Below are 15,562 nucleotides of genomic sequence, written 5' to 3'. Positions count from 1 at the left end.
TGTTCATGAGGCCGGTTATCGCCTGAATCGCGCTGTTCGGGACGAACGGATTGTCATTGAGCTGGCTCAAGGCATTCTGTAGGCCGGGACAGGCTGGGTTTGCCGGCGCGTTACCCTGTGCACTGGCGGTTCCCACCGCCGATAGGGCGAGAACCACACTGATCACTAGCATTACGGTTAGTATTCGCTTTTTCATGGCAACACCTCAGTCACGATGCTCAACCTGTTCGTATATAGAATCTTCGGCTATCGCACGACAGGTGGTAGAGAAAGCCTGGAGATCGATGACGGTGTGTTCTCCCCGGAGTTCGATGTCCTAGCGGGATGAGCCGCACGGTTTTGGGGGTCAGGAGAAGAAACCCGACGAGTGCGAAGGACGTGCCAAAAGCCGCCATCTCCTCGAAAAACTTCGAGCAAATCGTCGCCTTCTGTCTTCGCGATGCCCCCCGGTTCCGTCCGACGACGAGCGTCGGAGTCCAACGACTGCCGAGGGACGAGTCGAAAACCGCGGTCGGCCGTGGTCGCAACCGGCGAACTGCGACGGCGATAATCGCCGCCATCCGCTCCGCCTCTCTTACGGATCGCCTCGTTTCGACCGAGGCGATCGGGACCGGGATGCGCCGACGCTCGCGACGAGTAATCGCCGATACGTGCGGAGTTCGGCGTATCTCTTCCGGGCACCGTTCGGTACTCGAACGCAACTTCGGAATTTTCCGATTTAACAAGAAAACTCCGAGCTTCAAATAAACGATGTCAGTTTTTGAACGCTTTCGGCGCTCCCGTGAACCCCCGTACGGCGGCCTGTCTTTCCGACGAGTGCGTATCCTAACTTGATTATGCCGCGTTGACAGGGTGTATTACATTACTATCGTTGTAATGGAACCCTTGTGGAGTAATCGTCTGTTTATGGAAATACTGGCCCATGAAATTGGAGCTGGAACCAATTTCGGGTGGAAATTTGCATCTATTCCAATCATACGGGTCGGAGCGGCGTCGGTACGCCGATTCGGAGTCGTTAGGCCCCCTCGCGACCACCCGACCGGATTCCAGTATAATTGGGATATTCCCGAAATGATCCGTTCATCCACCGTAATAAAAAGACGCCGAGCGGAACGACGCTTCGAGAGCGACGGACGTCGGCTTCCCGATACTGCTCTGCCGTCAGATTCCGGTCACCGTCCCACCGTTCGCTCGCCGGTTCCAATCAGTTGGGAACGAGCTCCTCTTCTCGTTACACCGACCCGATAAGTCGTCGCGCGATATCGCGGATGCGGTAGTCGGAACTCGCTTCCGCTCCCCGCCCGCAGTTTTGGCGTCGACGGAGGCGGGCGAGCCGAAGACCGAGCAGTGGCTAACGGGCGCTTGCACCGCCGCGAACGAAGGACCGAATCGGAACGACGATTGGCCCGTATCGCGGTCGCACGCTACGCGGACTATCCGTCCGTCGGACGAGGACATCGTCCCATCGCTTTCGGACGAACTGCTCCGTCGGAGACGCGGACCTCGTCGATCGCGCCCTCGAAGGTTCGTCGGTTACCGTCGGCGTACCCGCCCGCGATGCGGAGGCGACCACCCCACTCCGCCGTTCCCTCGCCGATTCTATCCCTGCCGACGCTTCGCCCGTTGACGTATATAGTCCGGTGCGTTCCGTCGTAGGTCGCCGTGACGCGCGTCCAGCGGTCGGAAGGGACGCTTCCGGCGACGAGGGGTTCCGTTTCGACGCCGGGCACGCGGAAGCTCACTCGACCGTTCCCCGTCAACGTGAGCAGGCGACCCGCCTCGCTGCTGACGAGGTGCTGGGGCCCGGAACCCGCCCGCGATTCGTCCGGGTTGACCCACATGTCGAGGGTGAATCGACGCGGCGCGTCCACCTTCGATTTCACGTACGATTTCTGGCCGCCGAATGCCAAGGCCTGACCACAGACGCCGTTCCGTACCGATGCGGCACCGTCGATGTTACCGCGGTGGCCGCCGATTCGGTCGTAGACATCGGCCCCGTCCACGCGATCGAAGGGCCAGTGAACGAGGCCGTCCCGGTCGTGCCACATCACGCGTCGACCGGCGGTCGCGGCTCCCTTCTGAACCGTTTCCACCCGCCCGTCGACGGAGTAGTTGCCTGCGTACGGAACCGTCAGGGCGTAGATGCCGTACGGGTTCGCTCGAGCCGTGCGCCTGTAGACGAACTGCTCGCCCTCGAGGCGAACCGTCTTCGACACCGACACCGTTTCGCCCGGCCGCGCGGTGCCGACGACGGTCGCTCCGCGAACGATCTCGAACGCCTTCTGCGATCCGTCGTCGCTCGCGTACACGGCCCGGTAGTGTCCCACTCCGGCCACTCCGTTTCCGCGACTTCCGAAGCGCTCGTGCAACCGCGAGTGCATCGACTCGTCGGGGAGCGCGGTGGAACGGTCGTGAGTTACCACGAACCCGGTTCGGTTTTTTCGTTCGAACGTCCGGATCCACCTGTCCGGATCCGTGGAGGTGGCGAACTCGTGAAAGTACGACCTCGCGAATCCGTACGATCTGGACTCGCCGTTTACGAAGTAGTTGTAGACGCGGTTTCGCCACCAAGCGCTGAAGACGTAGTTGTCGGGGTACGTCAGGTCGTTCCGGTCCGCGTACGCGTCCACGCGAGTCGCCGTCTCGTGAGTATCGGCTTGGACGCCGATTTGTGTCGTCTGCACGAACGAGAAGAAGAGTCCGATGCTTCCGACGAGCAGAACCACGGACAGGACCACGAGCACCGTCCGCTTGGTCGGAAGGGACGACCGAAGGGTCGCTCGTCCTCGGAAACCGAGGTCGGTTTCGATTCGGCGACGGAACGGAGCCTCTTTCGTCGCCAGGTGAACGACGCCGGCTCCGGCGAACAGAGCGACGAAAAGCGAGAGTTCCCCGGCGAACCGAACCTGAACGAGCGCGAGGAAGAGGAAGTACCACGCGTAGACGGAGACCGCGAACAAGGCCGGTCGACGTTCGCGGATCGCGACGTAACTTCCCCACGCCACGTACGGTATCGCCACGAACAGCAGCAACCCGAACACGTAGAGCGGTCTGAGGACGAACGCGTATCCACCTCCGACCAGCGGCGCTGACTCCATGACGCCGCCGCCGCGAGTTTGACGAATGTGGCCGAACAACGCGGCGATCGGGTCGGAAAACAGCACCGCGACGGTGATAACGGAGAGAACCGTGACGCCGACGGCGCCCGCTAACACTCGCCGGGACACCGTCCGCCTGGTGGAACTCTCGGCCACGGCGAACAGAACGAAGACGGCACCGAATAACAGCGCCGGGGCAAACGCGCGAAACGCGGGAAGCCAGCCGAAGGCGACGTGCGCGATGCACGCCCCCGCCGAGCCGAGTCCGAGACCCACGAGCAGCCGCTGGTTCTCGGCGAGCGGAGACCGCCCTGCTCTAGCGTCGACGACCGCCTTGAAGGGAGCGTAGAGTGCGATCGGAAGGAGAAGGAGCGGTCCGCCGCGCCAAACGAGCGTCTGTGCGGCGATGCCGATCCCCAACGCGGCGGTCGCCGCCCTGAGACGCCACCTCGTCAGTCGGGGAGCGTCCGTCCCCTCGCTCGCGCTCTCGGTCGCGAGGATGACGACCGAGAGTACGGTGAGCGCGAGCCACGCGTAGTCGAACGCGTGGTGGTCGGCGAATCCCAACGCGGTTCGAAACGCGTGAACCGGCGTAATCGCGAGCAGCGCCACCGCCGCGACACCCGCCCAGCGGGTGTCGGTCACCTCAATCGTCAACGCGTACACGAGGATCGCGCTAATCAGAGCCGCGACTACCGGGGACCAGGCTAACACCTCTCCAACGGACTGCGGGCTTCCGCCGACCGCGCTCGCGGCCGCCCACATCGTGACGACGGTCAGTACGTCGTGGTTTTCGAGGGACGAAGGGAGGTGAGCCAAAGCGCGGACGTCGAACGTCGAGTGGCCGGCGGTCAACTGCTCGACCCAGTACCGATAGTAGTACGGATCGTTTCCGGCCAACACCACGTCGCCGTTCCTGAACACCATGTGGTGAATGAACGCGACGCGGACGCCGACGACCAGCGCTAGCGCACCGGCGATTGCGAACAGAGCGAGGACGCGACCGCTCATCCGAACCCGGCGATCCGCGGACGCCCCGGTCGGCGCGTCGTTTCTATCTACTACCCTGCGGATCGCCGCACGGTCGGTCACCCGCGCACCGTCGCCGTTTCGAACGACGATCCCCTCGGAGACGAGTTCTTCGAAGAGCGCAGCGTCGACGGACACGTCCTCGGGCGACCACCGGTCCCGTCGTTCGTCGATCGCCAGTATCTCTCGCAGCGCGGCCGTTCGCTCCGGGTCTTCGCGGACGAGAGCCTCTACCGCCCTACTAGCGTCGTCCATGCTCGCTTACGTACTCCAGCGAATCCCTTAAATATCCGCCTCGTCGGCGGTACGACGGGTGACCGTAACCGCCGGGGACGAACCGAGAGTGTAGATTCCACGTTCACCGCGGCGAGAAATTCGATTCGAGTACGCAAGTCGTTCGCGTCCGTGCTCGTTTTGTAACGGAGCGGACACAACCTTAAAGTTGAACAGGATGGTTCACCAGCGTGGAGATGAAGGATGTCAAACGAAATTGACGAGAGTAGCCGAGAGTACGTCCAGCACTTACAGGGAGTGCCGGACGGATGCGGCTGCACCGAAATTTGGGAGCACTTGAGCGACAACAGGGAGTGCGAGAAAGAAAACGAGAAGTTGAAGGAGGAGTTATGACCATCCTCGTCACGGGCGGCGACGGGTATCTGGGGTGGCCTACTTCCCTTCGCATCGCCACGCGGACGGACGAGCGGGTGGTCATCGTCGACAACGGAAGCCGTCGGCGATGGGTCGAGGAGGTCGGAAGCGTTAGCGGCGTTCCGATCGAGGATCCCGTCGACCGGGTCGAGGCGGCGAAATCCGAGCTAGACGCGTCGAACCTCTCATTCGTCGACGGCGACCTCGTGAACCGCTCGTTCGTCGACGAGCTCCTCGCCGTTCACGAACCCCGCGTCATCATCCACACGGCGGCCCAACCGTCGGCCCCCTACTCGCAGATCAACGGCGAGCGCGCGAACTACACCCAGCACAACAACCTCCAAGCGACGCGCAATCTTCTGTGGGGGTTAGAGGAGAACGGTCTCACCGGAACGCACTTCGTGGAGACCACGACGACCGGCGTGTACGGCGCACCCGAATTTCCGATCCCCGAGGGCGGCGCGACGATGGAAAACGACGGCCACCGCGACGAAGTACCGTTCCCCGCGATGGCCGGTAGCTGGTATCACCTCACGAAAGCTCACGATGCGGCTAACATGCGCCTCGCGCACGACCAGTTCGGGCTTTCGGTTAGCGACGTCCGGACGGCCATCGTGTACGGCACCGAGACCGAGGAGACCAGGAACACGGACGAACTGAAGACGCGATTCGACTTCGATTACTACTTCGGGACGGTCGCCCACCGCTTTTGCGCCCAAGCGGCCGCGGGCTACCCGGTGACGGTGTACGGCAAAGGGAAACAACGCAAGCCGTTCGTCAGCCTCGAAGACGCCGTCGAGGGGTTGGCGCGACTCGCACTGGCCGACTCCGACGACCCCTCGGACGAGTACGTCGTGTACAATCAGGTGACGCGGGCCATCAGCATCATCGAAATCGCCGAAACCATCGCGGACGTCGGCGAGGAGTTCGACCTCGACGTGTCGGTCGAACACTTCGAAAATCCGCGCGACGAGGACGAGACGCACAAAATGAGGATCGAAAATGAACGGTACGCGTCGCTCATCGGAGAACAGCGGCAGTCGTTCGAGGACGGTGTCAGGGACATTCTCGCGACGCTCACACGTCACGAGGAAACGATCACGGAACACGAAGACCGATTCCTTCCGGACGTTCTCGAACGCTCCGAGAGCCGCCCCGTGGCTCAACACACCGACTGAGGGTTCGCCGACCGATCCATGCCGAGATGCATCTCTGGATTCGTTTACCTTTTCCGTTGTCGCAGTCCGAATCCACCGCGAACGACCGTCGATTCGATCGTCGAAGGGGAACGCGAACCGGGCCACCGACGTCTCGAACAGTAAGTATATAATCGCTCGTATCGATTCGGTAGCTGGAACATGGCGAGACTCGCGCTTATCTGGGAGACTCACGTTTCGGCGAATCGAAACTCGGTCCGTTTTCAGCGGGCGCGCAGTTTGTCCGAGAACTACGACTGCGCTTTCTACACGCGAGCGGACGGCGGTGTGCCCGAGGAGATATCGATACCGGAGTCGGCGGTCCACGTCTGTCCGGGCGAATCGCTCGTCTCGCACCTCCTGTTTCCGTTCTGGGTCGTGTACCGGATTCTCGTTACGGACGACGCTAACGTCGACGCCGTGCACACGAGCTACCACCTGGTCTGCATCCTCGCGGGGTTCGTCTGTTCCGTCGGCGGGAAAACGTGGATTCTCGACGTCTGGGATCATCCCCGTCTGAAGATAGAATTCTTACAGGAAAGCGAAGGGATCGTCTTAAAATCGGCCCTGATGTTCTATCGGGCGGTGTACGTCGTCGCGCTCCCCGCGATGGCTCGCGCCGATCTCATCGTTCTCACCCTTCACTCGAAGTTCGCCGAAACCAACGGACTGCCAGGAAAGAAGGTCGTGAACGTGCCCAACGGAACCGACCTGGCGCTGTACGACGACGTGCGGACGGAGACCGGCGACGGATTCAACGTCGTGTACGTCGGGTACGTACAGCCGAGCAGAGGGGTCGACACCGTAATCGAGGCGCTTTCCGAATTCGACTCCGCGAACGATCAGTGGACCGCCACCATGATCGGACCGGCGACCGACGAGGACGAACGGCGGCTACGACGGTTCGCTCGGCGGAAGAATATCGCCGAGAACGTCGACTTCGTCGGACGACTCAGTCACGAGGAGACCATCGCGAGGATAGCGAGCTCCGACGCTTGCCTGTACCCGTTTCCCCGCCGGCAGGTGCTGCGGTACATCTACCCGATCAAGCTATTCGAGTACATGGCGCTCGGAAAGCCCACCGTCGCGTCGAGGCTCGAGGGTGCGACCGAGGTGCTGGAACACGACGTGACGGGACTCCTGGTCGAACCCAGCGACGCCCAAGCGCTCTCCGAGGCGCTGCGTCGTCTTTCCGAGGACGAGGACTTACGGGCCGAGATCGGTCGGAACGCCGCGCGGGCGGTCGAGCGGTACGACTGGAACGGTATCAACGACCGATTCATCGCCGCTACCGACCGATGTCTCGCGTCGCAGGGCGACTTCGAAACCGAGTGATTCCGTCGCGGCGCCCCCGCCGCTTACCGGGTTTCGTCGACGCGGCACCCTCGCCGGGGGAAAAAATATGTCCCCTTCCCGCGAACACCGTATATGGATAATTCCAAGATAGTGACGGAACCCGTTCCGGATAAAACGTGCGTGATCGTCGGTACCCGTCCCGGAATCATCAAGATGAGTCCGATAATCGCGGCGCTGAACGACAGAGACATCGAGTCGTTCACGATTCACGCCGGGCAGCACTACTCCTACGAACTCGACGGTCGCATGTTCGAGGATCTGCAACTCGACGAACCGAAATACAGAATCGAGGGCATCGAGGAGACGGAGTACCACGGCGAGCAGACCGCGGCGATGCTCGAAGGTATCGAAGCCGTGCTGCTCGAGGAACGGCCGCAGACGGTTCTCGTCTGCGGCGACGCCAACTTCAACCTCGCCGGAGCGCTGGCGGCTCGGAAACTTCGACTCGACCTCGGACACGTCGAAGCCGGGCTTCGAAGCGGCGACTGGCGAATGCCGGAGGAGCACAACCGGGTGATGATAGACCACATCTCCGATTATCTGTTCGCTCCGACCGAACAGACGCGAGCGAATGCCGTCGAGGATAACGTCAAGGGTGAGATAGTCGTCACCGGGAACACGATCGTCGATGCGGTCGAACGGAACATGGAAATCGCCCGAGAGCGGAGCGATATTCTGGAGCGCCTCTCGCTGGGGGGGAAGGAGTACGCGGTCTTCACCGCGCACCGGGAGGAGAACGTCGACGATCGGGCCGTTCTTTCCGACTTGGTCGAAATCCTCGACCGGGTGACGTCCGAGGTGGGGATTCCGGCCGTCTATCCGCTACATCCCCGCACCGAAAAGCGCCTCGAACAGTTCGGGTTGATGGAGCGCATTCGCGAGATTGCGGACTTGCACCTTATCGATCCGGTCGGCTACCTCGATTTCCTGCAGTTGCTGGCCAACGCGGACGTAACGCTCACGGACAGCGGCGGTATACAGGAGGAATCGTGCATCATCGGCGTCCCTTGCGTAACGCTGCGGGAGAACACGGAACGGCCGGAGACGGTCGAAGTCGGCGCGAACACCATCGCCGGAACCGACCCCGATGCCGTGATACGCAGGGTCGAGGAAGCGCGAGGGCGGACCGGGGATTGGGAGAACCCCTTCGGCGACGGAGACGCGGCGCATCGAATCGCGGACACCGTACTCGACGAAGGAAGATGACCCTCGTGACGCGTTCGGCTGACCGAGGGATACTCGAGCGACTCGCCTACTCCGACGCGGTACTCGCCGCGGCGTCGCGGTCGAATCACCATCAGCTATTTAGCGGTGATACGCGACATAGGCCATGATGTTCGGTAAAGTAGCGAAAGCGCTCGACGAGCCGGCGTTGATCAAGTACGCCATCGGACGGAAAATCAACCGAGCGTACCACACGCGATTCGGAAAACGCGAACACAATCCCGACGGAATCGACGTGTTCGAGGAGGACTGGGACAACCTCGTCATTCTCGACTCGTGCCGGTACGATCACTTCGTGGGGTACGACCTCCCGGGGACGCTCGACTGGCGGTACTCGAAGGGCTCTTCGACTCGCGAGTTTCTCACCGCGAACTTCCGGGAGACGAAGCTCCACGACACGGTGTACGTCTCCGCGAACGCCTGGTTTCCGCGCCTCGCCGACGATATCGGCGCTGAAATCCACGACTTCGTCAATCTCCAGCAGAGCGAGTATCAGGACGAGCAACTCGGCGTGGAACTCCCCGAGACCGTGACGGATGCTGCGATACGAACCGAAAAGGAGTACCCCAATAAGCGTCTGCTGATCCACTACATCCAGCCTCACTACCCGTACATCGGGCCGGTCGGCCGGCAACACATCTCGCCGAAAACCAACATGCTCACGGCCATACTGGAGGCGGACGTGCCGCCGGCGGTCGTCCGAAAGGCGTATTGGGAGAATCTCGACGAGGTGATGGACGAGATGAAAACGTTGTTCGACTCGCTTCGCGGGAAGACGGTCGTCACCGCCGATCACGGCGAACTGATAGCCGAGCGGTCGTTCCCGCTCCCGTACAGGGAGTACGGCCATCCCCTCGGCACGTACACGAGAAAGTTGGTGAAGGTGCCGTGGCACGTTCACGATTCGGGGGAACGAAAAACCGTCGTCCCGGAGGAACCGAGATACGATCGAAGCGAGGTCGATGAGGACGTGATAGACGAGCGGCTCAAGAACTTGGGATATCGCGTTTAGCGGTCGCGTGTCCGCGTCGTGGCGTTGGACGGCGTCGCAGAGTAGAGGACGACGTCGCCGTTATCGTACGTTCTGTGGTACTCGCGGTCGAATCCCCGTTCGGGACGCCACGTCGGCCGCCACGACTCTCCCGGCGTCCTGTAAACGCTGACCGTCTCCCGGAACAACACGTGTTGGTGGCGGTACAGGGCGTTCGATCGGTTCAGGAGTTCTTCGCTGAGGGAACTGTACTTCTCCTCCGGGCCGACGAGAGCCGGGTTCGCGGGGGGCGCGTTGGCAAACACGTAATCCGTGTGTACCGTTCCGTCGACGCGTTCGTCGACGAACCGCTTCCCCGCCATTTCGGTCGTCACGAAGTAGCTCCGCGGCGCCTCGGGATGGGCCGGGAAGGCCGGAATCGCGAACAGATTCGCCGTTAGTAGCATCCCGACGATGAGCAGGCGAAGCGGGCGGGTGGGGAGTCGGGTCCCCGACGGCACCAACCGATAGACGGCGACCGAAGCGAGAACGACGAGGAGGATCTCGCCGATGAAGGTAAACCGCCGCGGATTCGCGACCGCCCGCCGTAAATAGCCCAACGCGATCATGGCGGTGATAAAAGCGGTGGCCGCGAGGAGCACCCGAGTGCTCGGCTCTCGTCGCCGGCGCAGGAACAAGACGAGCCAGCCGAGTCCCGCAAGCGGGATGAGGGCGATGGCGTACGTGTTCATCAGGAAGAATAACAACAGGGGATTCAGAGGATTCGCCCACTCGTACTGCATCGAGCCTCCGGACGCGCCTCCGAGGAAGAGACTGGTGAACCGCTCCGCGAAGGCGGCGAGCGCCTGCGGCGTCGCGAGCAGCGCCATGCGCAACACCACTCGGTACGCGTAATCGGTGACGAACACCCATTGAACGAGAACCGCGACCGCTGCGAGCGCCGCGAGGGTTCGTACGGATCGGGAACGGAGCTTTTCCGCCATCGATTCGGTCGCCCCGTCGCGGACGAGACGGTCGAACGCTATCAGAGTCACGAAGGTTCCCGCCACGACGAAGCCCGGGATCTTGTGCGTGAATATCAGCGCGAACAGCAGCAGGGCGAGCAACAGGAAGAAGCGAGGATCGCGATCGGTGTAGTAGCGCACGACGACGACGACGAAGACCAGCCACAACATCACCGCGAGCGTCTGTGCGACCGGCCAGAAACCGTACCGAAGCGAAAGGGTTGCGGTTGCGGCGATCGTCGCGGCGATACACGGGAGTCGCCACCCCTCTTCGGAGGCGACGCACCGAACCAACGCGAACGCGATGAGCGGGTAGAACACGCCGACGACGACCGGATAGATGACCATCGCCTCCGCCGGCGGAAGCCGTACGAGCGTCCCGAACGCGCCGATCAACACGAGGAACAACGGCGCTTTCGTGTAAAAGGAGATCTCGCTCTCCTGAATGCTGCCGAGCCGTCCCGTTTCCATCAGCTGTCCGACCTGCTGGGCGTAGAGTCCCGGGTCGTGTCCGACGACGCTCGCGGGGAACAGGAAGACGTGACAGCGGTAGAGAACCGAGAGGAAGACGATGCCGCCCACGTACGCGAGCGCGGTCCGGGCGTTCATCGAGTCCCGAAAGAGCAGGGAGACCAGCGGTAGACCGACTGCCAGCAGGAATCCGACGGGTAGCGTCGGGAAAACGTTCCCCGAGACGTTCGCGTAGATCACGCTCCCGGCGAAGACGACGAACGAGAGGGAGAAGATGCGTTTCATCTTGCTGAATCCACCCCGTGGAAGAACCGCGGATGGTAAGTTAAATCGTCCGGCCGTTCGAACGGTCGTCTGGACACGTATCTCACTCCTCGGTGTCGGTTCGCCGACTTACGTGGCGGAGTTGCCGCTTGATACTCCGCAGTTTGCCTTCGAACCTGTTATCGGCGGTTTCGAACAGCGCGAGTTCTTCCCGCGTGATTCCAAATCGAATGATGATGACGGCGTAGGCGGGCGCGAACACCGCCGCGGTGACGAGCATGGTCGATATCTGCCGTAAATCGAACTGCCGCGTTACTGCCCACGCGGCGATGAACGCCAGGGCTCCGATGGCACCGATTCGGAGCACCTCCAACGACACCGGTCGAATGCCGACTCTGCGGTACAGTTGAACGGTCACGATCACGTTCAGCAAACAGAACGAGAGCGCGGTCGCGACGGCCGCGCCGAAGTACGAGTAGTGAGGGATGAGAGCGACGTTCAGGCCGACGTTCGCGAGCGCGACGATGATGTTATCGTACATGATGAGTCGGCTTTCGCCGATCGAGGTCAAGGCCTCCGCGTTCGGTCCGGCCATCGAGTGCGTGAAAAACGCGAGCGAAAGCACGGCGAGCGTCGGCCCGGCGATCGCGTACTTCTCGCCGAACGTGTAGCTGATTATCGTCTCGGGGAAGAGAACGAACGTGAGGCACACCGGGAGCATGAAGAGGAACACCCACTTCACGGCGACTCGGTACACCCGCCGAATCTCGTCCTCGTTCTTCTCGCTGTGTAACTCCGAGATGATCGGTAGGATCATGAAGCCCACGGGACCGAGAAAGACCGTGAGTAACTGCGAAAGCGGATAGACGACCTGATAGACGCCGATCGGTGCCGTTGAACCCGTGAAGTACCCCAAGAGAAACACGTCGATGTTGGTGAACATTTGGTACGTCATCGACGAGATGAGGAGCGGCGCCGAAAACAACAACAGATCGCGATACATGGTTTTCGACGGCACGTTCACGTCGAAGACGGCGGTGTGACGTCCAAGGTAGACGAACGCTATGGCGGTGGCAATCACGTAGGCGACGAGGTACGCCAGGGCGATATCGAACGCCGTTCCCCCTACTGCGATGACGGCGAAAATGAGCACGAGTCGGGCGAGCGGAAGCGCGATATCCTTGGCGTAGACCCGGGGGGTAGCGAGTTGGAGGCCGCGGATGCTTCCCACGGTCAGGCGAAGCAGCGCGGCTATCGGGATCATCAGCCCGAAGACTCGGATGACGCCCACCGCATCGCTCCCGCCGAGCACGGACGCGATGCGGGCGGGAAACAGCGCGGTCACCGCGCCGACGAGCACGGCGACCGGGATACTCATCCGGAACGCGGAGACGAGAACGCCCCGCGTCGAACGGGAGTCATCGTACCGAGGGAGAAACCGAGCGACGCCCATATCGACGCCGAGAACGGAGAGCGTCCCGAAGAACGTGACCAAGCTGATACCGAGACCGATCGCCCCGTACTCCGCCGGCGAGAGGTATCGCGCGGTGACTATTCTGGCGACGAATCCGAGCACTAACTGACAGACCATCCCCCCGAATAGGACGACGCTTCCGCCCAGGAGCGTTCGAAGCGAGCTATCGCTCACGATACCCCTCGATACGAACTACGACGCGTCCGCTGGGAAGACGGTGCGTAGTCGTCATACGTGTTACCGAGTTTCGACGTATCCGAGGTTTCGTAACTGTTGCCGTGCGTCGACCGAGAGATCGGTTTCCCGGACGGTTCCGAGCCTCCGCATCGACTCGAAAAGAACGCGACGGGCTTCTTCACGATCGAATCTCGGCGTGCCGTAGCGCGTTTCCGAGCGGGCGTACGCGACCGCTAGCGATCCTACCCGTCGGCGCATGTGGCGGCGCTTCGAACTCCGAAACAGCTTCGCTCCGAGCACGGCCAGCCGATCGGCCCGGGAACCCCTGGCGAACGCGTATCCGCCGTTTGCGTCCCACGCCCCTCCGTAGGCCAAGTCGCCCGATAGCATCGGTACGGAGTCGGGAAGAAATTCCCTGAAGCAGGCGGAGGGCCGCGCTTCGTTCGACAGTCCCTTGGTCGCCACCGCGCCATCACAGGCGTTCGGAGGCGTCTCTAGGTCCAGCACGTCGAACGCGGTCGGAAGGAGGTCTGCGTGGTGCAACACCTCGTTCCGAACGCCCCTTTCCGGCAGGTCGGGATGGATGAAAACGGTCGGCACGTACACGAGTTCGGGGCGCATCGGCGAACTGTGGCCGACCATCCCGTCCTCCCCGAGTAGCTCACCGTGGTCGGAGGTGTACACTACCAGAGTGTCATCCGTGAGCCCGCGCCGTTCGAGTTCCTCGATTCGGCGGAGGAACTGGTTCGCGTCGAGTTCGACGCTTCGCAGGTAGTCCGAGACGAGGTCGTCACAGTCGGTCGCGTCCTCGCTCAGGAAGTACTCGGTAGCGGTACCCGAAAACTCGCCGTAGGGCGCGTGTCCGCCCGGCCCGCGCTCCATCGCGATAAAAGGCGGTTCGACGTCGTCGAACGGGTCCGCGTCGTCCGGCGGTTCGACGCCGAGGACCGAGAAGATCGGGTCGACGTCCCGCCGATGTTCCCTGTCGGCGTACTCGAAAATCGAGTTGACGAACGTCGTTTCGACGTCCTCCGCATCGAAGAAACGAAATACGTCGTTCGGTATCCGGTGGGAGAACGTCCGAACTCCGTGATTGGGAGTGTACCGACCGGTGACGAGCGAGGCGAACGACGAGGGACTGTACGTCGAGGCGGCGACCGTTTTCACCGTCGTTCCGAGCCCCGCAATCCGAGGCGAGAGCGCGTCCCAGCGAACGGCGTCGCCGACGTATATGAAGATGTTATCGACGTCGATACCGTCGAGTGTCGACTCGAACGCATCGTCTATCATGGAGTGTTTATACTTCGGTGCTCGTTAAATGCTTATCCCCGGACGGCGGTGTCCGGAGCGCCGGATGAACGTGAGCCCCGACCAAGGAGTTATACGCAGGGAGAGAAACAACTCGAACGAATGCGAGTGCTGAACTGCCTTCCCGACCCTCGCGTCGGCGGTCCGCAACTCCGGGCGCTGTCCGTCGCCGTGAAACTCCGAGAGCGAGGTATCGAGACGTCGTTTCTCCTCCCGAACGGAACGGACGCGTTCGAGCGGCGAGCGGTCGAACGCGGATTCGACGTCTACCGACCCGGTCTCCCCCGCCTCCGTCCGCCGCGCAGGGTCGGCGCGAACGCACGATACCTCGCAAACCTCCCTCTTTCAACCCGTCAGATCGCGCGCGTCTTCGGCGCCGCGTCCGCCGACGTCGCTCACGTGAACGGCCCGTTGAACGTCCAAGCCGGGATCGCGGCCGCTGCCGCCGACGTTCCGCTCGTTTGGCACTTCAACGACACGTCGATGTCGTGGCCGGTAACCCGGATTGCGGCGGCGCTGGCGACTCGACTCGCGGACGAGATCGTCGTCGCCGCCGACGCCGTCGACGATCACTACTTCTCAGCGGAGAGTTCCCACCGAACGATATACGCGCCGGTTGACGTACGCGCGTTCGACCCCGATCGGATCGAGCCGTCCGTCGATGGACTGCCGGAAGCAGTGAACTTAGATTCGGAGAGGACGGTCATCGGAGCCATCGGTAACCTCAATCCGATAAAAGGGTACGAGTACTTGCTGCGAGCTACGAGACGGATCGTCGACCGGCACGGTTCCGTCACCGTACTGATCGTCGGCAAGCGACTCGAGACGCGCGCCGAGTACGTCCGTCGCCTTGAACGGCTCCGTTCGAAGCTCGATCTCGACGGTATCGTCCACTTCCTCGGCCACCGTTCGGACGTCGCCGAGGTGCTCGCCCTGTTCGATATTTTCGTGCTGCCGTCGGTCGCGGAGGCGTGTCCGATGGCCGTTCTCGAGGCGATGGCGATGCGCCGCCCCATCGTGGCCACGGACGTCGGCGGCGTTAGCGAACAGATCCGCGACGGTTCGCACGGATGGGTCGTCCCGCCGAAGGACCCCGACTCGCTGGCAACGGCCGTGAGTCAGGCGATCTGCCGACCCGAGGAACGACGACGGCGGGGAAACCGAGCGCGACGTCGAGCGGAGCGCGTGTTCTCGCTAGAGCGGTGCGCCGACCGACACGAACGCGCGTACCGCGCGGCGGTCAAGGGGGAGTCGGCCGCGGAAGGCGTTTCACTCTCGACCTCGTCGTGAAAAACAGTAGCCTTCTTGAGGTCGGAGGTAGC

At 62.3% G+C, this 15,562-nt stretch carries 10 protein-coding genes; 6 read left to right on the top strand and 4 right to left on the bottom strand.

Annotated elements, in window-relative coordinates; genetic code table 11:
- Positions 1-1,433 precede the first annotated feature (1,433 nt).
- Entirely contained in the window at positions 1,434-4,382 is a 2,949-nt protein-coding gene (locus LIX00_RS20000) for a LamG-like jellyroll fold domain-containing protein (RefSeq protein ID WP_227356318.1), read from the bottom strand.
- A 222-nt stretch (positions 4,383-4,604) separates the two neighbouring features.
- On the opposite strand from LIX00_RS20000, the gene LIX00_RS19995 reads away from it, so the two are divergent.
- From LIX00_RS19995 to LIX00_RS19975, 5 genes are all read left to right on the top strand, one after another.
- The gene (locus LIX00_RS19995) at positions 4,605-4,754 is read left to right on the top strand and encodes a DUF8595 family protein (protein WP_227356317.1); all 150 of its coding nucleotides are present in this window, start codon (positions 4,605-4,607) and stop codon (positions 4,752-4,754) included.
- The gene (locus tag LIX00_RS19990; RefSeq protein WP_227356316.1) at positions 4,751-5,953 is read left to right on the top strand and encodes an NAD-dependent epimerase/dehydratase family protein; all 1,203 of its coding nucleotides are present in this window, start codon (positions 4,751-4,753) and stop codon (positions 5,951-5,953) included. The genes LIX00_RS19995 and LIX00_RS19990 overlap by 4 nt, the downstream gene beginning before the upstream one ends.
- 258 nt (positions 5,954-6,211) lie before the next feature.
- Positions 6,212-7,306 carry a glycosyltransferase family 4 protein gene (locus tag LIX00_RS19985; RefSeq protein ID WP_227356315.1) on the top strand — a complete coding sequence of 365 codons (1,095 nt, stop codon included), beginning with the start codon at positions 6,212-6,214 and terminating at the stop codon, positions 7,304-7,306.
- A gap of 93 nt (positions 7,307-7,399) precedes the next feature.
- Complete coding sequence (wecB, locus tag LIX00_RS19980) at positions 7,400-8,533, top strand: non-hydrolyzing UDP-N-acetylglucosamine 2-epimerase (protein WP_227356314.1); 1,134 nt, start codon at positions 7,400-7,402, stop codon at positions 8,531-8,533.
- Between the two features lie 127 nt (positions 8,534-8,660).
- Complete coding sequence (locus tag LIX00_RS19975) at positions 8,661-9,563, top strand: alkaline phosphatase family protein (protein ID WP_227356313.1); 903 nt, start codon at positions 8,661-8,663, stop codon at positions 9,561-9,563.
- Here the strand turns inward: LIX00_RS19975 and LIX00_RS19970 are convergent.
- The 3 genes from LIX00_RS19970 to LIX00_RS19960 all read right to left on the bottom strand — a co-directional run bounded on the left by LIX00_RS19970 (position 9,560) and on the right by LIX00_RS19960 (position 14,222).
- Positions 9,560-11,302 carry a hypothetical protein gene (locus LIX00_RS19970; protein WP_227356312.1) on the bottom strand — a complete coding sequence of 581 codons (1,743 nt, stop codon included), beginning with the start codon at positions 11,300-11,302 and terminating at the stop codon, positions 9,560-9,562. The genes LIX00_RS19975 and LIX00_RS19970 overlap by 4 nt on opposite strands.
- Positions 11,303-11,384: 82 nt before the next feature.
- On the bottom strand, positions 11,385-12,929 hold the full coding sequence (locus LIX00_RS19965; protein WP_227356311.1) for a flippase: 1,545 nt from the start codon (positions 12,927-12,929) through the stop codon (positions 11,385-11,387).
- Positions 12,930-12,992: 63 nt separating this feature from the next.
- Positions 12,993-14,222: a sulfatase-like hydrolase/transferase gene (locus LIX00_RS19960; protein WP_227356310.1), complete on the bottom strand. Its 1,230-nt coding sequence runs from the start codon at positions 14,220-14,222 to the stop codon at positions 12,993-12,995.
- Between the two features lie 120 nt (positions 14,223-14,342).
- On the opposite strand from LIX00_RS19960, the gene LIX00_RS19955 reads away from it, so the two are divergent.
- Positions 14,343-15,530: a glycosyltransferase family 4 protein gene (locus LIX00_RS19955; RefSeq protein WP_227356309.1), complete on the top strand. Its 1,188-nt coding sequence runs from the start codon at positions 14,343-14,345 to the stop codon at positions 15,528-15,530.
- The last annotated feature ends 32 nt before the right edge of the window (positions 15,531-15,562 follow it).

Source organism: Haladaptatus salinisoli, from assembly GCF_020614375.1.
Classification (GTDB): domain Archaea; phylum Halobacteriota; class Halobacteria; order Halobacteriales; family Haladaptataceae; genus Haladaptatus; species Haladaptatus salinisoli.
The sequence above is the reverse complement of the archived record's forward strand: the minus strand, read 5'-3'. Positions and strand labels throughout refer to the sequence as shown.

What these genes read in the sequence shown, in the direction of transcription:
- LIX00_RS20000 (WP_227356318.1), bottom strand. Translation starts at nt 4,382, where the DNA reads ATGGACGACGCTAGTAGGGCGGTAGAGGCTCTCGTCCGCGAAGACCCG.
- LIX00_RS19995 (WP_227356317.1), top strand. Translation starts at nt 4,605, where the DNA reads ATGTCAAACGAAATTGACGAGAGTAGCCGAGAGTACGTCCAGCACTTA.
- LIX00_RS19990 (WP_227356316.1), top strand. Translation starts at nt 4,751, where the DNA reads ATGACCATCCTCGTCACGGGCGGCGACGGGTATCTGGGGTGGCCTACT.
- wecB (WP_227356314.1), top strand. Translation starts at nt 7,400, where the DNA reads ATGGATAATTCCAAGATAGTGACGGAACCCGTTCCGGATAAAACGTGC.
- LIX00_RS19975 (WP_227356313.1), top strand. Translation starts at nt 8,661, where the DNA reads ATGTTCGGTAAAGTAGCGAAAGCGCTCGACGAGCCGGCGTTGATCAAG.
- LIX00_RS19970 (WP_227356312.1), bottom strand. Translation starts at nt 11,302, where the DNA reads ATGAAACGCATCTTCTCCCTCTCGTTCGTCGTCTTCGCCGGGAGCGTG.
- LIX00_RS19960 (WP_227356310.1), bottom strand. Translation starts at nt 14,222, where the DNA reads ATGATAGACGATGCGTTCGAGTCGACACTCGACGGTATCGACGTCGAT.
- LIX00_RS19955 (WP_227356309.1), top strand. Translation starts at nt 14,343, where the DNA reads ATGCGAGTGCTGAACTGCCTTCCCGACCCTCGCGTCGGCGGTCCGCAA.